Here is an 18,028-nt window from a genome sequence, read left to right as displayed (position 1 = left end):
GGAAGGGGCGGCTGATACTGTATTCCTTCCGGATATACACCGCAGCGCAAATTGAACATATCTGATTGCGTACCGGCAGCCCCTTAAAACCTATTGTCCCTTTACTGTGGCTGATATTTAGTTACCGTTCAGACCGTGCTGTGCACTCTGCCGGCCGGCAGTTCTAATCAGCATCTGACGGGAACTGGTCTGCATTCTCCTTCCAGACAATCTCAGTGTCTACATTTACAATCTTATCCACCGTCTCTCCTTCAAAGATCTTATGCAGTGCTTCCACGCACTCCGTGCCTGTTCCGGGTCCTCCGATGGATACTGTTGATACAAGCTCACCCGCCTGAATACTTGCCACTGCATTCGGGTTACCGTCAAAACTTACTACTTTTGCGTCAGATCCGGCCTCTTTGACTGCCTGTACTGCTCCAAGGCCCATCTCGTCGCATAAAGCGAAGATTACATTAATATCCTTATTTGCCTGAAGCATATTTGCTGCGGCATTCATTCCTTTTTCACGTTCCCAGTCGCCGGCCTGGCTTGCAACGACTTCAATGTCAGGGTATTTCTCCTTTGCCTTATCTACAAACCCGCCCATTCTCTCTGTTGTATGGTCAGATGGAAGTCCTTCTACAATCGCAACCTTTAACTTGTCCCCAAACTGTTCTGCCACGAAATCACATACTTTTCCGCCCGCTTCATACTGGTCATATCTTACATAGCATGCAACTTCTCCGCCAGCCAGTTCATTCTGTGTATTAAACATAATCACCGGGATGTCAGCCTCGTTTGCCTTCTTTACTGCTGCCACAATCGCATCACTGTTAATCGCACAGAGAATGATACCGTCAACCTTCTGTGTAATCATATCTTCAACTATCTGAACCTGTGCCGCATAATCTGATTCAGATTCCGGGGCCAGTGTTTTCAATTCATATCCCAGATCGTCACAAGCCTCCTGAGCGCCTGAAATTACGGACTTATAATAAGGAGAAATCATTGCCGGAGGTACAAGTGCAATTGTCTTCTTATCAACAGTATCTTCCGTCTTACTGTCCCCACTGTCGGTTTTACTGTCACTGCTGTTACTTCCTCCGCAGGCAGCAAGTGAAAATACCATACATACCGTTAAAATTAACACCACAAATTTTTTCATTCCTTTTCCTCCTTCGTTTTGGAAATGATGGAATAAAATCAATTCACAAATATGTGATTTATTCCTTTAATTTACTGGGTTTCTTTAAATATGAATCGATTCATTTTATGTCTAAATACTACCATGCCTGATTTAAGAATGCAAGGGGTATTTGTATTTTCTACAATAAACACAAAGACTATGTTACATTTTTATACAATATAGACAAAACAGGCTATTCTTATCCGGCAGTACCTGATCCTCGGTAATTTGGTGTAAAATTGGTGTCAGCCCATGAAAAAAGGCTTCCCGGTCTCCCGGAAAGCCTTGTCCTGTCTTCATTAGTCAACAGAAATGATTTCTTTTTTGTTGTAAGAGCCACAAGCTTTGCATACTCTGTGAGGCATCATAAGTTCTCCACACTTGCTGCATTTCACAAGGTTCGGAGCACTCATCTTCCAGTTAGCTCTTCTCTTATCTCTTCTAGCTTTAGAAGATTTATTCTTTGGACAGATAGACATAGGTTACACCTCCTTAAAATTCTTAAACAAATCACGGACAACTGACATTCTCGGGTCAAGTCCTGTGTCTTCACAGTTACAGGTCCCCAGATTTAGGTTCTGACCACAAACGTTGCAAATGCCTTTACAGTCTTCCCTGCATAGAACTTTCGTCGGCCATCCTATCAATATCTCATTAAAGAGCAATTTGTCCACGTCAAGATGATATCCGTCAATGAAATTTGATTCATCTAATCCTTCCGGCAGATCAGCGTCTGGAATGTTGAGATCCACATGCTTGGTAAAATCCAGTACAATCTCCTGCTTTACATCCTCCAGGCAGCGGTCACATGGAATGATTACACACACCTTGCTCTCGGCCTTGATCTGTAATTCCTTGTCCTTCACATGTGAAACGACAACGTGTACAGGTTCCTTACTGACAATCGGATATGACCCGGACTTTAAATCCATCGACTCCAGATTGAGCGGCACTGTCTCTTCAACTGTCTTGTGCTGTTCTGACAGAACGTCTGATAGGTTAATTAACATCTTCATAACTCCTATTCATACCTAAATTATTATATCATGTAAAAATAGTTTGTCAACAAGAAAAATACAGATTCTGGCATAAATATCATCTTTCAAAGGGGTCTGACCCCTTTGCGGTCCATATTCAGAATATTCTGACAAAGCAAGTGAGCGGATTTATGACCCGCTCACTTTTATGGAACTCTTTGATTTCCCTGACAGACTTATTTTACGAGTGCTACTGTCTCTCTTGCGATTGCCAGTTCTTCGTTTGTAGGGATTACGAGTACATTTACTTTTGAATCCGGAGTGGAGATGATGACTTCCTCTCCTCTTGCTGCGTTTGCTTCTTTATTGATCTCTATTCCAAGGAACTGGAGATATTTGCATACTTCTGCACGGATTGCGCCGTCGTTCTCACCGATTCCGGCTGTGAAGACGATGTTGTCTACACCGTTCATGGCTGCCACATAGCTTCCTACGTATTTTGCAACTCTGTAGGCAAATACTTCAAGAGCTACTTTTGCCTGCTGGTTGCCGTCTTCTTCTGCAGCGCAGAGGTCACGGAAATCACTGGAGAGTCCGTTTGAAAGTCCGTATACGCCGGACTCTTTATTCAGGACCTTCATCAGTCCTTCGATATCCAGATCCTCCTTCTTTGCGATAAATTCCAGAATGGCCGGGTCGATATCTCCGGAACGTGTTCCCATTACAAGACCTTCAAGTGGTGTTAATCCCATTGATGTATCGACAGATTTCCCGTTCAGGACTGCACATACGCTTGCACCGTTTCCAAGGTGGCAGACAATTGTCTTCGTAGCATCGTATGGCTTGCCAAGAATCTCTGCAGCTCTTTTGGAAACATAGCTGTGGCTTGTTCCGTGGAAGCCGTAACGTCTAACTTTATATTTCTCATAGTAAGCATACGGAAGTCCGTACATGTATGCTTTCTCCGGCATGGTCTGATGAAATGCGGTGTCAAATACTGCAACCATAGGTGTGTTCGGCATCAGCTTCTCACATGCGTTTACACCGATTAAGTTGGCAGGATTGTGCAGAGGTGCAAGGTCATTACACTCTTCTACTGCTTTCTTAACTTCTTCTGTGATGATAACGGAAGATGCAAACTTCTCTCCGCCGTGTACCAGACGGTGCCCGACAGCGCCGATCTCGTCCAGACTCTTTACCACGCCTGTCGCTTCATCTGTCAGCGCATCGATTACAAACTGGATTGCCTCTGTATGGGTAGGCATGTCCTTTGCAGTTTTTACTTTCTCTCCGCCGGCAGGCTGATAAGTAAGGCTGCCATCAATTCCGATTCTTTCGCAGAGACCTTTTGCAAGTACTTCTTCTGATTCAGAGTTGATTAACTGGAATTTTAAAGAAGAACTTCCACAGTTGATTACTAATACATTCATTTTCTTTACCCTCCTGAAATTGTATATATAAGGGGCATCGTTGATACTGCCTGCACGCTTCGGGCGTCCGCAGCGGCATCTGCCTCTCTTAAACATAACCTGATGATTTACTGTGCCTGTGCCTGCACTGCTGTGATTGCGACAACGCCTTCGATGTCTTCAGCGCTGCAGCCGCGTGATAAATCATTAACAGGAGCTGCGATTCCCTGTGTAAGAGGTCCGTACGCTTCTGCTTTTGCCAGTCTCTGAACCAGCTTGTACCCAATATTTCCGGCATCCAGATCCGGGAAGATCAATACGTTGGCATGTCCTGCAACCGGGCTTCCCGGAGCCTTGGATTCCCCAACAGAAGGTACGATCGCTGCATCCAGCTGCAGTTCTCCGTCAAGCTTTAATTCCGGTGCCAGTTCTTTTGCAATCTGGGTTGCCTCAACTACTTTATCCACATCCGCATGCTTTGCACTTCCTTTTGTAGAGTGTGAAAGCATTGCTACGATAGGTTCTTTTCCTGTCAGTGTTCTGAAAGACTCAGCGGAAGAAACTGCGATATTTGCAAGCTTCTCCGGATCCGGGTTCTGCTCCAGACCGGAATCTCCGAAGATAAATGTTCCGTCTGCCCCCATATCACAATCTGGCACTACCATTACGAAGAATGCGGAAACCAGTTTAGTTCCGGGTTTTGTCTTCAGGATCTGAAGGCATGGGCGGAGCGTATCTGCCGTGGAGTGGCACGCACCGGATACCATTCCGTCTGCATCCCCCATCTTCACCATCATAACACCATAGTACAGGTAATTTGTCAGAAGGATTTCTCTTGCCTGCTCCTCTGTCATTCCCTTTTTCTGTCTGAGTTCTACCAGTTTCGCGATATAAGCATCTGTCTTGTCGCTTGTGGCAGGGTCTACAACCGTTGCGCCGGAAATATCATATCCTGCGCCGTTCTTCTCGATCTCTTCCTTACTTCCCACGAGGATCAGGTCAGCGGTCCCCTCCTTCAAAACTGCTTCTGCAGCCTTGTAAGTTCTTGCGTCTTCTGTTTCCGGAAGTACAATCGTCTTCTTATCAGCCTTTGCTCTTGCCTTGATTTCATCAATAAATCCCATGATTTAAAGCCACCTTTCATTTTTTCTCACTTCTTTCATTATAACGCAAAGAAATTTTGTATACAAGTAGATTGCATGTGCATTTTTAAGTACAATCTCCAATTTCTGTTATATCTCAGCGGGATTCTTCCCCTACAGGTGGAAAACCGCCGTTACAATGTTAAAATAAACAAGAATCGTACAGGTGTCCAATATCGTCGTGATAAGCGGGGCCGCCATGATGGCCGGGTCCAGCCCCAGTTTCTTTGCCAGGAGGGGCAGGGTGCAGCCGATGCATTTTGCCATGACAACAACTGCCATCATCGTCAGTCCCAGCGCAAACGCAAGCGTCAGGTTCTGATCATACATAATATAGATACGGATTCCGTTTACAACAGCCAGAAGGCAGCTTACAACAAAGGCCACACGTATCTCTTTAAAAATGACCCTGAATATATCTTTGAATTGAATCTCGCCGACCGCAAGCCCGCGTATGATCAGCGTCGAGCTCTGTGACCCACAGTTACCGCCGGTTCCCATGAGCATGGGGATAAATGTGATCAGCACGGGCATGACCGCCATCGCGGCCTCATAATGTCCGAGAATCTCCCCGGTTACCGTCGCGGAAAGCATCAGCAGCATCAGCCAGAGAGTCCTGTTCTTTGCATGTTTGAATACGGAAGTCCCGAAATAGGAGTCTTCATTCGGGCTGACACCGGCCATGATACTGATATCTTCCGTGGTCTCATCCTGCAGGACAAACATCGCGTCATCAACCGTTACCAGACCGACAAGGCAGTTCTCATGATCGATGATCGGAATCGCAACAAGGCCGTACTTTTTAATCGTAATCGCGACATCTTCCTTATCATCCAGCGTCTTTGCACAAAGCACATTTTCATCCATGATCTCTTCTATCAGTCTGGATTCACCTGCTGTCAGAAGATCTTTGACATCGACGGCACCGATGAGTTTTTTCTTTTCCGTGACATAACAGGTGTAGATAGTCTCTTTGTTGATCCCGACCTGCCTGATCTTAAGGATTGCATCGGCAACCGTCATTTCTTTCCTAAGGCTGATGTAATCCACATTCATAATACTTCCGGCGCTGTCATCCGGATACTGCAGAAGTATATTGATCTTCTGCCGCGTCTCCTCGTCCGTCACCATCAGCAGACGATCGACAACGTTCGCCGGCATTTCCTCGAGCACGTCAACGGTATCATCGACATACATCTCATCCATGACCTCTTCCAACTCGGAATCAGTCAGGGCATTGATCAGGTCCTCACGCATATCACTGTTCATATCCGTGAATACTTCTGCCGCCTCTTCCTTGGCAAGCAGACGGAATACCAGCATCTGCTGCTTCTGGTCAAAGTCCTCCAGCATCTCCACGATATCGACCGGATGCATGGATTCCAATTCTTCTTTTAGTTCTTTAAATTTCCGCTGTTCCAGCAGTTCAAGTATCATTTCTTTTTCCATGCCATACACCCTCTTTTGTTTTTCTCTGCTCTTCTTTATCTTTCACATAAACCGTCTTTTATAAACAAAAAACTCACTCTATAACATCCCGTCTTTTTATAGTATAATGGTTAATAAATTGATATACAAGGAGATTCTTATGAAAATTGTCGGCTTAATTACTGAATATAATCCATTTCACAATGGTCATCAATATCATATCGAGAAGTCAAAAGAGGTCACAGGCGCCGACACGGTACTCGTGATTATGAGCGGAGATTATGTGCAGCGGGGGACTCCGGCCATCATGCCTAAATATATCCGGGCGGAAATGGCGCTGGAGTGTGGTGCAGGCGCGGTGTTCGAACTCCCGGTCTGCTATGCTACCGGGAGCGCCGAACTTTTCGCGATGGGCGCCGTATCCTTCTTAGACAGCCTCGGAATTGTAGATTCCATCTGCTTCGGCAGTGAATGCAACGACCTGGAAGGATTACAGACCGTCGCCGGTGTGCTCTGCGAGGAACCGGCCGAATACAAAAATTTTCTACAGACAAATCTGAAAGCCGGCCTTTCCTTTCCCGCCGCAAGACAGGAGGCATTTTCCGCCTATATGAGAAACACCGCATATTCGCACCTGCTGGACGATCCGAACAACATTCTCGGCATCGAATATTTAAAGGCGTTGAAAAAGCTGGGCAGTTCTATAAAGCCTTACACTATCAGACGTCAGGAGTCCGGTTACCATGATACGCAGCTCCAGTCCAATTACAGTTCTGCGTCCGCAATCCGTTCCCTGCTCGCCTATTCCGGTTCCGCGCTGAGCACGCGTTCGGGCGGGGGCACGTTTGAGAACACACACTTTTCAAATATCCTGAACGAACTGGAGGATCAGGTGCCGGCCTGCTGTCTGGAAATCCTGAAGGATTACCACCATGTTATGTATCCCGTGTATCAGAACGATTTTTCCCTGATCATGAAGTATAAACTTTTAAATAAAACTGCCCGGGACCTGGACCGTTATATGGATGTATCCGAAGAACTGGCAAACCGGATCAGCAACCAGCTGAACAACTTCTTCAATTACAAACAGTTCTGCGAGCTGCTTAAGACGAAAGAGGTTACACAGACACGCATCAACCGCGCACTGCTGCACATTATGCTCGGGCTCAAGAAAAGTAACGTGGAGGAATATATAGACGGCGGTTACCACTATTATGCCCGGCTTTTGGGCGTACGGAAAGACCGGGAAAGGGTTCTGGGCAGCGTCGTTAAGAATGGGACCCTGCCCCTTCTCACCAATCTCTATGATACGGAGGAGCTTCCGGAAGCCGGCAGGAAAATGCTTCATCACGACATTCTTGCTTCAAACTTGTATAAATCCGTCATAACCGATAAATATAAGACTGCCTTCCAGAACGAATACAGTCAGCCGATCCTGAAAGTTTGACCCGGGAACAGACGTGGGTCTGCCTGTTCCTGCATCCGGCTCCTGTTTTACATCTGGCAGTCCGGCCGTGCAAAAAAGGTGCCGGGGCAAGAATGATCCAGGCCCCGGCACCTTTTTCTTTTTGAATCAGTACTGTCTTTATAACCGCTTCATACAGGTCACCGCCATTGCCCCTGCCCCGATATGGCAGGCTACGCTTAAGGATAGCGGTCCCTCAATAATCTCATACTGTGGAAACCTCTCATGGATTTCCTGCTTCCATGCCTGTGCCTCTTCTTTGCCACAGGTATAAGCCATTCCCAGAACCATCTGGTCTTCCTTTCCTGCAAAACGTTCCTTCAAATCTGTTTCGATCGCTTTGAGCATGGTGCGCTTTGCCGCCTTCCATCCTCTCACCTTCGCGAAGGCGTCCAGTTTTTCTCCCTGGATCTGCAGGACCGGCTTCAGGTTCAGCACTGTACCGAGTGCCGCAGCGGCAGGTGTGATCCTTCCGCCCTTCTTCAGATATTTCAAAGTATCCACTGTAATATAGATGCTGGCTTCCAGTTTTTCCTTTTCCAAAATCTGTTTGATCTCAAGGGCAGATTTTCCTTCCTCCCTCAGTTTGAGTGCGTCAAGAACCGACTGTACCTGTGTGACAGAAATCCTCTGGTTGTCAACGACCTGTACCCGGCCTTCATAATCTGCTGAAAGTATAACTGCGTTTTCACAGCTTCCGCTTAAACCGCTGGACATCGGGATATGCACCACCTCATCATGTTCCTTGAGCAGTTTATCCCAAAGATCCAGAAGGTCCCCCGGAGCCGGCTGCGATGTGGAGATATCGGAATCGTCGCCAAGCTTTTGATAAAACTCTTCCTGAGAAAGAGTGATATCTTCTAAAAACAGTTCGCCGTCAATGAAAAATGGCATCGGCAGGACATAGATTCCCATCTCTTTTCCCTGTTTTTGTGTAATTCCACTATTACTGTCTGTTACAATGGCAATTTTCTTCATAAATAATTATTTCCCCTGTTTTAGTTTTTGAAACTGTGTATTGGTGCAGGGATTCTGCCTGCCCTGCCTATAAACTCCTCACAACTGAATTCGTTTACCGGCATGATCGGAGCATAACCGAGGAGGCCGCCGAACTCTGCTGTCTCTCCCACATCTTTTCCGATTACCGGGATCAGGCGTACTGCCGTCGTCTTCTGGTTCACCATACCGATCGCCATCTCATCCGCAATGATGCCGGAAATGGTACCTGCTGTTGTTTTCCCCGGAATTGCTATCATATCTAATCCGACAGAGCATACGCATGTCATGGCCTCCAGCTTTTCAAGCGTCAGGGCGCCTACATTAACCGCGTCAATCATGCCCTGGTCTTCACTGACCGGGATAAATGCACCGCTTAAGCCGCCCACGTAGGAAGACGCCATAACGCCGCCCTTTTTCACCTGGTCATTGAGCATGGCCAGCGCCGCTGTTGTTCCGGGTGCACCAACTCTCTCCAGACCGATCTCCTCAAGAATCTCTGCCACACTGTCTCCCACTGACGGAGTCGGGGCCAGGGACAAGTCTACGATTCCGAATGGGACACCCAGTCTCTTGGACGCTTCCCCTGCAACAAGCTGGCCGACGCGGGTTACCTTGAAGGCAGTCTTTTTGATCGTCTCACAGAGTTCTTTGAACCCCTTTCCACGTACTTTTTCCAGAGCCTTTTTGACAACTCCGGGACCGCTGACACCAACATTAATAACCGCATCCGCCTCTGTAACACCTAAGAACGCACCAGCCATGAACGGGTTATCATCCGGTGCATTACAGAAAATCACGAGCTTTGCGCAGCCTAAAGAATCATTTTCTTTCGTTGCCTCGGCCGTATCCTTCACAATCTGCCCGCACAGGCGCACTGCATCCATGTTGATTCCTGTTTTTGTGGAGCCTACATTGACAGAACTGCAGATTCTCTCTGTCACTGCCAGTGCCTGAGGGATTGAACGGATCAGGTTCTCATCACTTTTTGTCATTCCTTTGGAAACAAGTGCGGAATATCCGCCGATAAAATTGACATCAACCTCTTTTGCCGCGCGGTCCAGTGTCTTTGCAATCGTCACAAAGTCTTCCGGGCTCTTGCATGCCGCGGCACCTATCAGCGAGATCGGGGTGATGGAGATTCTTTTATTTACAATCGGGATGCCAAACTCCCTTTCAATGTCATTTCCTGTAGATACCAGGTTCTTCGCCAGCCCGGTAACCTTTTCATATATCTTACGGTTCAGTTCGTTAAGATCAGAGTCGATACAGTCAAGCAGGCTGATCCCCAGAGTGATGGTACGGACATCCAGATTCTCCTGCTCAATCATTTTATTGGTTTCTGACACTTCATACATGTTAATCATAGTACTTTATCCTCGCATTCTACACTTCTTATCAGTTTCCTCTTACAGTCTGTGCATCTTCTCAAATATCTCTTCTCTCTGACAGCGGATATTTACACCGATCTCCTCACCGAGTGCTTCCATCTCATCGCAGACCAGTTTGAAATCTTTCTCGAGGCTGGTCACGTCCACGATCATCATCATATTAAAATATCCCTGGATGATCGTCTGGGAGATATCCAGAATGTTGATCTTATGTTCTGCCAGATATGTGCATACCTTTGCAGTAATTCCCACCGTATCTTTTCCTAAAACTGTTACAATACACTTCTTCATTTTCTCTTCCTCCTAAGCATTTAAACGGTAATAATCTCCGAAATCATATCTCTGTTGGCAACCGCCATATCGAGGTCTTCACCACGGTAATCATTGTCGCCGAGAGTTACTTCCAGTTTCACTGTCTCATAGGCAAGCTTCGCATAATTGTTCTCCTTGCTGAGATGTCCAAGCACGATGTGCTTCAAATTATCATGTAGTATATCACAAAGAAGCCGTCCTGACAATTCATTCGATAAATGTCCTTTATCTCCCATTACCCTCCGTTTCAGGTAATATGGGTAGGAACCGACTTCCAGCATATGTATGTCATGGTTTGCCTCCAGAAGCACTGCATCCAGATTCTGGAGCTTTTCTACCGTGTATTCATCATAAATTCCCAGGTCCGTCGCCACTGCAACCGATTTGCCCCCACAGTTCATCCTGTAGCCGGACGGCTCGTTTGCATCATGCGAAATGCGGAACGGATCTATGGTAATATCCCCCAGTGTGAAACTTTCATCCGTATGGATCGGGTTGAGAAGTCCTTCCGGCATCTTCCCCAGCGGGCCGTAGGACCGGATTCCCGCGATTGTTCCCGGTGTTGCATAGATCGGAATCTCATATTTCCGGCTGAAAACGCCCAGTCCCTGTATATGGTCCGAATGCTCATGGGTAATGAGAATCCCTTTCAGTTCATCTCCTTTAATATCCAGTTCTTTCAGGCCTGCATCAATCTTTTTTTTACTGATCCCCGTATCTACGAGCAGGTGTGTCTGGTCACTTCCCACGTAAATACAGTTCCCGCTGCTGCCGCTCGCAATGCTGCATAATCTCATATTCTTTCTCCTATTTGTTTCTTTGTATCTTCAAATGTCCCGCTGTTGTCAATCACCGTCCTGCAGGCTTGGCGGAACACATCCTCACTGGACTGGGCCGCCATCATACGGCTGATTTTTTCATCGGAATACCCCCTGGAATCTTTTAATCTTTTCCTCCTGACGTCTTCCCGTGCATAAATATACCATAACTCCGGACAGATGTCTTCATAACCTGCTTCCGGCAGAAGGGCCGCCTCAATCACGTAAAGCGGCACCTTCCTCTCTTCTTTTTCTATCATATCCCGTTCCACCCAGCGTTTTACCTCAGGATGGACGATCTCGTTTAAAATCTTCCGTTTTTCCTCATCCCGGAAAATAATGGAGGCCAGCTTCTGCCTGTCCAGTTCCCGGTCCTCACCCAGAATTCCGGTTCCAAACGCTTCTATAATCTTTTGATAACATATGCCGCCCTGCTTCTGGAGTTCTTTGGCTACCTCGTCCAGCTGGCAGACAACCGCCTTGTATTCTTTCTCTAAATAGTGCAGGACCTCACTCTTTCCCGAGCCTACACCTCCTGTGATTCCTAAGACTTTCATATGCGTTCTCCTGCACTGCCTGCGGCCGCAAAATGATGTTTATTTTGCTTCATACCAGTTCTCACCTGTGTGCATGTCCACGATCAGGGGCACATCCAGATCTGCGGCCTGTTCCATCTGCCGTTTCAGAATCTCCTGTACAGTCTCAAGCTCTTCCTTGTCAGCCTCGATTAAAAGCTCATCGTGTACCTGCAGGATCAGTTTTGACTTCAGGCCCTTTTCTTTCAGCTCCTTGTTTACCCCGATCATGGCAATTTTCATGATATCCGCCGCAGATCCCTGAATCGGGGCGTTCATGGCAACACGCTCTCCAAAGTTGCGCTGCATAAAATTACTTGATTTCAGCTCCGGCACGGGTCTTCTCCTGCCGAAAAGCGTTACTACATAGCCCTCTTCTTTGGCGTGGGCCACGGTATCATCCAGAAAACGTTTGATGCCCGGATAGGTTTCAAAGTAATTCTCGATATACTGGGCAGCCTCTTTCCTCGTGATACTCAAATCCTGGCTCAGTCCGAAGGAGCTGATCCCATATACGATCCCAAAATTTACTGCCTTCGCATTCCTGCGCTGCAGGTCGGTCACCTCATCAAATGGTGTGTGGAATACCTGTGATGCCGTCATCCGGTGAATATCCCTTGCCTCTTTGTATGCCTGGATCAACTGCTCGTCCCCGGAACAGTGGGCCAGTATACGCAGTTCGATCTGGGAATAATCGGCATCAATAAAGACACAGCCCTCCTTCGGTACGAATACCTTTCTGATCAGGCGCCCCAGTTCCATTCTCACCGGAATGTTCTGCAGATTGGGTTCCGTGCTGCTGATCCGTCCCGTAGCCGTGATTGTCTGGTTGAATTTTCCGTGGATTCTGCCATCGGAGGATATATATACCGCCAGTCCGTCCGCATAGGTTGACTTCAGTTTGGATAGCTGCCGGTACTCCAGCACCTTTTCCACAACAGGATAATCCGGTGCCAGTTTGTCAAGCACATCAGCGGCCGTGGAGTATCCGGTCTTTGTCTTCTTCCCGTTCGGAAGCTGCATATGGTCAAACAAAACGACACCAAGCTGCTTTGGCGAGTTAATGTTAAATGTTTCCCCCGCCATTTCATAAATCTCTTTTTCCAGTTCTACAATGCGTGCGCCAAGCTGTTCCCCGTAGAACTTCAGCGCCTCTGCCTCAACCTGTATTCCCGCCTGTTCCATATCGAATAAGGTAAATACAAGCGGCATTTCAATATCTGTAAAGAGATGGTACATCCCCTCTGCCTGCATTTTCTCCGTCAGGGAGCCTGCAGCGGCATATGCCGTATAAGCCTCGTAGCAGGCTTTTGTCATCGGGTCAGCCTTCTCATCTATCATCAGGTTTAACTGTTCTCTGGCCACATCCTCATATGTGTAATCGTTCTTCAGAGGATTTAAAAGATAGGCGGCCACAGTCGCATCAAAACAGTTCTCCTGCTTTGTTATTTTAACAACCGGAAGATATTTTTTCAAATCAAACATAGAAAATGTCTGTACGTTTTCTGCAATATGCACCAGCCTTTCAAAGAGATAATCCATCTCCATATCAGGGCCGCAGACGATGGAATAGATCTTGTCCTTTCCATATGCAATAGTCAGCCTCCCATAGCCGGATGCGTGCGCAAACAGCGGAAGTACATTCCCGTTATCTTCTGTCAGTGCCGCTCCCACTGTACTGGCCTTTTCTGCCTCCTTAAAGACTTTCTCTGCCCTGTCTTTTTCGGTAATCTCTTTAAAATGGGACTCGATTTTATTGGAGGATGCCTCGACATCAAAACGGCTCAGGAGATTTTTAAACTGTAATTTCTGAAAATAATCGTGCGCCTCTTTTGTATACGGGTCGCCGTGTTTTGCGGCTTCCAGATGGAACTCGATGTCCGCATGGGTATTGATCGTAGCCAGTGTCTTGCTCATGCACGCCTGGTCCCAGTATTCCTGCAGGTTCTTGCTGGCTCTGGGCGGTTTTAACTCCGAGGCGTGGGCATATGCATTCTCGATGTTCCCGTACTCCATGATGATCTTTGTCGCCGTCTTTTCCCCGACTCCCGGAACACCCGGGATATTGTCGGATGCATCTCCCATCAGTGCTTTAACATCAATAAACTCAACCGGGGTCACCCCGTATTTTTCTTTTACATCCGAAGCATAGTAATCTTCAACCTCTGTCCTGCCCTGCTTTGTCCTCGGAATGCGGATCTTGACATGCTCTGTTGCCAGCTGCAGGGTATCCCTGTCACCTGATATAATCGCAACGTCCATCCCTTTTTCCTCGCAGATTCTGGAGATCGTTCCGAGAAGGTCGTCTGCCTCCAGACCTGCTTTCTCGATGATCTCGACATCCATTGCCCTGAGCACTTCCTTAATCACGGGAACCTGCTGTCTGAGTTCCTCCGCCATCGGCTTCCTCGTCCCCTTATATTCCGCATACATCTCATGGCGGAATGTGGGGGCATGTACGTCAAATGTCACCGTGAGATACTCCGGTTTCTCCTCGTCCAGAATCTTGAACAGGATATTTAAAAAACCATAAATAGCGTTCGTATGGAGTCCTTCCGAATTCGTCAGGTCCGGTACCCCATAGAACGCTCTGTTTAAAATACTGTGGCCATCTATCAATACTATCTTTTCTCTCATCTTCTTTATTCTCCATTATCCGGTACCTGTGCTTTACCGGAAATCTTCATTAATCATATGATGTTGGGGCAAAATCCTTTTGACCCCTGATGTCTACGGATTTCTCCGCACTTCGTGCTCCCAAAATCCTAAAAACATTCGAAATCCGCCCTAATCGGGCTACTTTCTCATGTTTTACGGGTCCCAAAATCATCCAATTGCATGCGAGCATGCATTGTATGACCTTTTGACCCTGACATTATCATATTAGAGTATACACTAAAATCTTTCTTTTTAAAAGGCCATTTTTATGTTATGATGAAAAGTAGATTTTTTAATGACAGAAAGGAATCGAATCTATATGGACGGAATTATTTTTGATGTAGACGGCACACTGTGGAATTCCACGGATACTGTGGCCGAATCATGGAATCAGGCTATTGCCGCGCACTCCAATCTGGATGTCAGGATTGACGGTGATATGCTGAAAAATTTGTTTGGAAAACCAATGGATGAAATATACGATGCCGTTTTCCCCGAGCTCTCCGAAGAAGAGCAGCAGAAACTCGGAGATCTCTGTTTTGAGTATGAAAATAAGCTTCTGGAGACAAAGCCCGGGATTCTGTACGAAGGCGTTGCTGAAACGCTGCGGGCTCTTTCTGAAAAAACGGATCTTTATATCGTCAGCAACTGTCAGTGCGGTTATATTGAAGTGTTTATGAAGACTTCCGGCCTTGAGGATGTAATTAAGGACCATCTCTGTTTCGGTGACACACTTACTTCCAAAGGCCAGACAATCCTGACACTGATGGGCCGCCACGGGCTGAAGGATGTTGTTTATGTGGGGGATACCCTGGGGGATTACCAGGCATGCCAGGAGGCCGGGATTCCTTTTATCTTCGCGGAATATGGCTTCGGTGAGGTTCCTCAGGCAGCTGACAGAATAAGCAGGATTGCGGAACTGCTGTCACGTTTTTAAAACCTTTTTATTCTCTCTCTTATAGAGCAGTCAGGGATTGCTGAAATGTTTGTCATGACTTTCAGGCAATCCCTTTTTGTTTCATCCTAATCTGCCGGGAATGGATTCCGCATTTCATTACTCTGCGCTTTTTACGGCCGCTTTCATTGTTTTTACATATTCCCGCAGTGCTTCTTCGGCATGGTCTTTATGTTTCTCTATTAATTTCACGATCGCGCTGCCGACGATTGCCCCGTCGGAGGCAGCAGCCATTGTTTCTGCCTGATCGGGCGTGCTGATGCCGAACCCGACTGCTGCCGGAATATCGGTCACTTCTCTAATAGAAGAAACGATGGCCGGGATATCGGTCTCGATATTGTTTCTCACGCCGGTCACGCCCATCGATGATACGATATACAGAAAGCCCTTTGCTTCTTTTGCAATCATCTGTATCCGCTGTCTGGATGTCGGTGCAATCATGGAAATCACATCTACCCCGTGGGTTTTAGCGATTTCAGCAAGATCTCCCTTTTCCTCGTAGGGGAGGTCCGGGATGATGATGCCGTCCACTCCCAGTTCCTCACATTTTTCGAAAAACGCCTCGTACCCGTAATGGAAAACCGGGTTTAAGTAGGTCAAAAAGACAAGCGGGATCTGGCTTTTCCTGCGCACTTCCTCCACAATACCGAAGACGCCGTCCGTTGTCATTCCCTTGCTTAATGCGCGGATGTTCGCTTCCTGTATGACTGGCCCCTCTGCCGTAGGATCGGAAAACGGGATTCCGATTTCAATCAGATCTGCACCGGCTTCTTCCATTGCCAGAATGTAGTCTGCTGTTTTTTCGGCTGATGGGTCGCCCGCTGTCAGGAATGCTATGAATGCTTTTCCGCCGGCAAATGCATTTTTTATCTTACTCATGAATATCTACCCCCTTATATCTTGCGATTGCCGCAACATCTTTGTCTCCGCGTCCTGACAGACAGATGATCATAGACTCATCTTTCCCCATCAGCGGTGCGATTTTTCTTGCATGTGCGATTGCATGTGCACTCTCAATCGCACAGATGATGCCCTCTGTTCTTGCCAGATACTCGAATGATTCGACTGCCTCGTCATCCGTCACCGGCACATACTCGGCACGGCCGGAATCTCTTAAGTAGGCATGTTCCGGTCCGATCCCCGGATAGTCCAGACCAGCGGAAATGGAGTATACCGGGGCAATCTGCCCGTACTCATCCTGACAGAAATAAGATTTCATCCCGTGGAATACACCCAGTGTTCCTTTTGCCATCGTAGCCGCATGCTGGTCTGTGTCGATTCCCTTTCCGGCCGCCTCACAGCCGATCAGCCTCACACTCTCATCCCTGATAAAGTTATAGAACATTCCCATCGCATTACTGCCGCCTCCAACACAGGCAAGCACTGCCGCCGGGAGTTTTCCTTCCGCAGATAAAATCTGGGCCCTTGCCTCCTGACTGATGACGCTCTGTAAGTCTCTGACGATCATTGGGAAAGGGTGCGGCCCCATAACGGAACCTAACACATAATGTGTATCGGATACCCGGTTCGTCCACTCACGCATCGTCTCATTGACTGCATCTTTCAGTGTCTGGGTGCCGCTGGTCACTGCATGGACTTTTGCCCCTAAGAGTTCCATCCTGTATACATTCAGCGCCTGACGGTCTGTATCCTCTTTTCCCATGAACACTTCACATTCCATCCCAAGAAGCGCTGCAGCCGTCGCCGTGGCTACCCCGTGCTGTCCTGCACCGGTCTCAGCAATCACGCGGGTCTTACCCATCTTTTTCGCGAGAAGCACCTGACCGAGCACATTATTGATTTTATGGGAGCCAGTGTGGTTTAAATCCTCCCGTTTCAGGTAGATTTTCGCCCCGCCCAGATCCTTCGTCATCTTCTCCGCATAATACAAGAGAGACGGGCGTCCTGCATACTCATTCAGTAATTTTTTCAGTTCTTGTTTGAACTGTGGGTCCTTTTTGTAATACTCGTACTGTTCCTCCAGATGAATCAATTCATTCATTAATGTTTCGGAGATGTACTGCCCTCCGAATTCACCGTATCTTCCTTTCGACATTTCGAATCCTCCTGACTGCTTCTTCTATTTTTTTCCTATCCTTTTTCCCATCTGTCTCTACCCCGCTGCTCATATCCACACCATAAGGATGCACCTTGAGAGCCGCTTCGGCCACGTTTTCCGGGGTCAGCCCTCCTGCAAGGAAGAAAGGCTTTTCAACCCGTGTAATCCTGCCGTAATCAAACTGCTGCCCAGTCCCTCCTGCCCCGCTGTCCAATAGCAGAAAATCAACCCGGCTTGCATCCCACATACGGAGTTCCTGCGAAAAGCGGTCCCCTGTCATAGAAACTGCCTTCACCACAGGGACATCACAGCGGTACTTTAACTTCTCCATGAACGCCACACTCTCTGAGCCGTGGAGCTGTACAAGATCGATCACCTGCTTCTGCACCAGATCCACAATATTCTCCAGTGTCTCATCCACAAACACGCCCGCCGCGCGAATACCCTGATCCAGCCGATTTTTTAACTCAAGGGCCGTCTGGGGAGAGACATACCTCCGGCTTTTCGGGGCAAAAACAAATCCAATCATATCCGGGCGGTTTCCATTCACCGCATCAATATCTTCCGGGCGGCTCAAGCCGCAAATCTTAATCTTCATAAAGCCTCCCTGACTACTAAAATCAGAATATTCTGAATATGGACCGCAAAGGGGTCTGACCCCTTTGCGGTTCTTCC

General features: G+C 47.5%; 17 protein-coding genes. 2 read left to right on the top strand and 15 right to left on the bottom strand.

Annotated elements, in window-relative coordinates; translation table 11 throughout:
• Positions 1-163 precede the first annotated feature (163 nt).
• From ABIN22_RS17900 to mgtE, 6 genes are all read right to left on the bottom strand, one after another.
• Positions 164-1,147, bottom strand: a complete 984-nt coding sequence (locus ABIN22_RS17900; protein WP_109729174.1) for a sugar ABC transporter substrate-binding protein — start codon at positions 1,145-1,147, stop codon at positions 164-166.
• 320 nt (positions 1,148-1,467) lie between these two features.
• Positions 1,468-1,647 carry a 50S ribosomal protein L32 gene (rpmF, locus tag ABIN22_RS17895; protein ID WP_004068723.1) on the bottom strand — a complete coding sequence of 60 codons (180 nt, stop codon included), beginning with the start codon at positions 1,645-1,647 and terminating at the stop codon, positions 1,468-1,470.
• 3 nt (positions 1,648-1,650) lie between these two features.
• The gene (locus ABIN22_RS17890; protein ID WP_109729173.1) at positions 1,651-2,178 is read right to left on the bottom strand and encodes a YceD family protein; all 528 of its coding nucleotides are present in this window, start codon (positions 2,176-2,178) and stop codon (positions 1,651-1,653) included.
• Positions 2,179-2,381: 203 nt separating this feature from the next.
• A complete protein-coding gene (locus tag ABIN22_RS17885; RefSeq protein WP_109729172.1) occupies positions 2,382-3,575 on the bottom strand; it encodes an acetate/propionate family kinase in 1,194 nt (397 codons plus the stop codon).
• A gap of 107 nt (positions 3,576-3,682) precedes the next feature.
• Entirely contained in the window at positions 3,683-4,678 is a 996-nt protein-coding gene (gene pta / locus ABIN22_RS17880; protein WP_109729171.1) for a phosphate acetyltransferase, read from the bottom strand.
• Between the two features lie 132 nt (positions 4,679-4,810).
• A complete protein-coding gene (gene mgtE, locus ABIN22_RS17875) occupies positions 4,811-6,145 on the bottom strand; it encodes a magnesium transporter (RefSeq protein WP_109729170.1) in 1,335 nt (444 codons plus the stop codon).
• Positions 6,146-6,284: 139 nt separating this feature from the next.
• Here mgtE and ABIN22_RS17870 point away from each other — a divergent pair, with 139 nt between their 5' ends.
• Positions 6,285-7,571 carry a nucleotidyltransferase gene (locus ABIN22_RS17870; protein WP_118618549.1) on the top strand — a complete coding sequence of 429 codons (1,287 nt, stop codon included), beginning with the start codon at positions 6,285-6,287 and terminating at the stop codon, positions 7,569-7,571.
• Positions 7,572-7,709: 138 nt separating this feature from the next.
• Here ABIN22_RS17870 and ABIN22_RS17865 read toward each other — a convergent pair whose 3' ends face one another.
• The 6 genes from ABIN22_RS17865 to polA are packed head-to-tail and all read right to left on the bottom strand — an operon-like array spanning position 7,710 to position 14,318.
• Positions 7,710-8,567 carry a DegV family protein gene (locus ABIN22_RS17865; RefSeq protein WP_109729168.1) on the bottom strand — a complete coding sequence of 286 codons (858 nt, stop codon included), beginning with the start codon at positions 8,565-8,567 and terminating at the stop codon, positions 7,710-7,712.
• A gap of 20 nt (positions 8,568-8,587) precedes the next feature.
• Positions 8,588-9,952 carry a PFL family protein gene (locus ABIN22_RS17860; RefSeq protein WP_109729167.1) on the bottom strand — a complete coding sequence of 455 codons (1,365 nt, stop codon included), beginning with the start codon at positions 9,950-9,952 and terminating at the stop codon, positions 8,588-8,590.
• Between the two features lie 42 nt (positions 9,953-9,994).
• Positions 9,995-10,267 (bottom strand): ACT domain-containing protein, encoded by a 273-nt coding sequence (locus ABIN22_RS17855; protein WP_109729166.1) that lies wholly within the window; start codon positions 10,265-10,267, stop codon positions 9,995-9,997.
• A gap of 20 nt (positions 10,268-10,287) precedes the next feature.
• Positions 10,288-11,085 carry an MBL fold metallo-hydrolase gene (locus ABIN22_RS17850; protein WP_109729165.1) on the bottom strand — a complete coding sequence of 266 codons (798 nt, stop codon included), beginning with the start codon at positions 11,083-11,085 and terminating at the stop codon, positions 10,288-10,290.
• A complete protein-coding gene (gene coaE / locus ABIN22_RS17845) occupies positions 11,082-11,663 on the bottom strand; it encodes a dephospho-CoA kinase (protein ID WP_346910299.1) in 582 nt (193 codons plus the stop codon). Before coaE ends, ABIN22_RS17850 begins: the two co-directional genes overlap by 4 nt.
• 39 nt (positions 11,664-11,702) lie before the next feature.
• A complete protein-coding gene (gene polA / locus ABIN22_RS17840; protein ID WP_346910297.1) occupies positions 11,703-14,318 on the bottom strand; it encodes a DNA polymerase I in 2,616 nt (871 codons plus the stop codon).
• A 340-nt stretch (positions 14,319-14,658) separates the two neighbouring features.
• Between polA and ABIN22_RS17835 the strand changes: the two genes are divergently transcribed.
• A complete protein-coding gene (locus tag ABIN22_RS17835) occupies positions 14,659-15,276 on the top strand; it encodes an HAD family hydrolase (RefSeq protein WP_346910295.1) in 618 nt (205 codons plus the stop codon).
• A gap of 117 nt (positions 15,277-15,393) precedes the next feature.
• Here the strand turns inward: ABIN22_RS17835 and trpA are convergent, their stop codons facing one another.
• From trpA to ABIN22_RS17820, 3 genes are read right to left on the bottom strand one after another with little or no spacing between them, the layout of a single operon-like run.
• Positions 15,394-16,173, bottom strand: coding sequence for a tryptophan synthase subunit alpha (gene trpA / locus ABIN22_RS17830; RefSeq protein ID WP_346910293.1), 780 nt, complete (start codon positions 16,171-16,173; stop codon positions 15,394-15,396).
• Positions 16,166-17,350: a tryptophan synthase subunit beta gene (gene trpB, locus ABIN22_RS17825; RefSeq protein ID WP_346910291.1), complete on the bottom strand. Its 1,185-nt coding sequence runs from the start codon at positions 17,348-17,350 to the stop codon at positions 16,166-16,168. Before trpB ends, trpA begins: the two co-directional genes overlap by 8 nt.
• On the bottom strand, positions 17,328-17,951 hold the full coding sequence (locus ABIN22_RS17820) for a phosphoribosylanthranilate isomerase (RefSeq protein WP_109729159.1): 624 nt from the start codon (positions 17,949-17,951) through the stop codon (positions 17,328-17,330). The genes trpB and ABIN22_RS17820 overlap by 23 nt, the downstream gene beginning before the upstream one ends.
• Between the last annotated feature and the right edge of the window lie 77 nt (positions 17,952-18,028).

It is taken from the genome of Faecalicatena orotica (assembly GCF_905197545.1).
Taxonomy (GTDB): domain Bacteria; phylum Bacillota; class Clostridia; order Lachnospirales; family Lachnospiraceae; genus Faecalicatena_A; species Faecalicatena_A orotica.
This window is presented reverse-complemented; position numbering and strand designations above follow the sequence as displayed.

What these genes read in the sequence shown, in the direction of transcription:
- ABIN22_RS17855 (WP_109729166.1), bottom strand. Translation starts at nt 10,267, where the DNA reads ATGAAGAAGTGTATTGTAACAGTTTTAGGAAAAGATACGGTGGGAATT.
- ABIN22_RS17870 (WP_118618549.1), top strand. Translation starts at nt 6,285, where the DNA reads ATGAAAATTGTCGGCTTAATTACTGAATATAATCCATTTCACAATGGT.
- trpA (WP_346910293.1), bottom strand. Translation starts at nt 16,173, where the DNA reads ATGAGTAAGATAAAAAATGCATTTGCCGGCGGAAAAGCATTCATAGCA.
- coaE (WP_346910299.1), bottom strand. Translation starts at nt 11,663, where the DNA reads ATGAAAGTCTTAGGAATCACAGGAGGTGTAGGCTCGGGAAAGAGTGAG.
- trpB (WP_346910291.1), bottom strand. Translation starts at nt 17,350, where the DNA reads ATGTCGAAAGGAAGATACGGTGAATTCGGAGGGCAGTACATCTCCGAA.
- ABIN22_RS17865 (WP_109729168.1), bottom strand. Translation starts at nt 8,567, where the DNA reads ATGAAGAAAATTGCCATTGTAACAGACAGTAATAGTGGAATTACACAA.
- ABIN22_RS17835 (WP_346910295.1), top strand. Translation starts at nt 14,659, where the DNA reads ATGGACGGAATTATTTTTGATGTAGACGGCACACTGTGGAATTCCACG.
- mgtE (WP_109729170.1), bottom strand. Translation starts at nt 6,145, where the DNA reads ATGGAAAAAGAAATGATACTTGAACTGCTGGAACAGCGGAAATTTAAA.
- ABIN22_RS17885 (WP_109729172.1), bottom strand. Translation starts at nt 3,575, where the DNA reads ATGAATGTATTAGTAATCAACTGTGGAAGTTCTTCTTTAAAATTCCAG.
- polA (WP_346910297.1), bottom strand. Translation starts at nt 14,318, where the DNA reads ATGAGAGAAAAGATAGTATTGATAGATGGCCACAGTATTTTAAACAGA.
- rpmF (WP_004068723.1), bottom strand. Translation starts at nt 1,647, where the DNA reads ATGTCTATCTGTCCAAAGAATAAATCTTCTAAAGCTAGAAGAGATAAG.
- ABIN22_RS17900 (WP_109729174.1), bottom strand. Translation starts at nt 1,147, where the DNA reads ATGAAAAAATTTGTGGTGTTAATTTTAACGGTATGTATGGTATTTTCA.
- ABIN22_RS17890 (WP_109729173.1), bottom strand. Translation starts at nt 2,178, where the DNA reads ATGTTAATTAACCTATCAGACGTTCTGTCAGAACAGCACAAGACAGTT.
- ABIN22_RS17850 (WP_109729165.1), bottom strand. Translation starts at nt 11,085, where the DNA reads ATGAGATTATGCAGCATTGCGAGCGGCAGCAGCGGGAACTGTATTTAC.
- pta (WP_109729171.1), bottom strand. Translation starts at nt 4,678, where the DNA reads ATGGGATTTATTGATGAAATCAAGGCAAGAGCAAAGGCTGATAAGAAG.
- ABIN22_RS17820 (WP_109729159.1), bottom strand. Translation starts at nt 17,951, where the DNA reads ATGAAGATTAAGATTTGCGGCTTGAGCCGCCCGGAAGATATTGATGCG.
- ABIN22_RS17860 (WP_109729167.1), bottom strand. Translation starts at nt 9,952, where the DNA reads ATGATTAACATGTATGAAGTGTCAGAAACCAATAAAATGATTGAGCAG.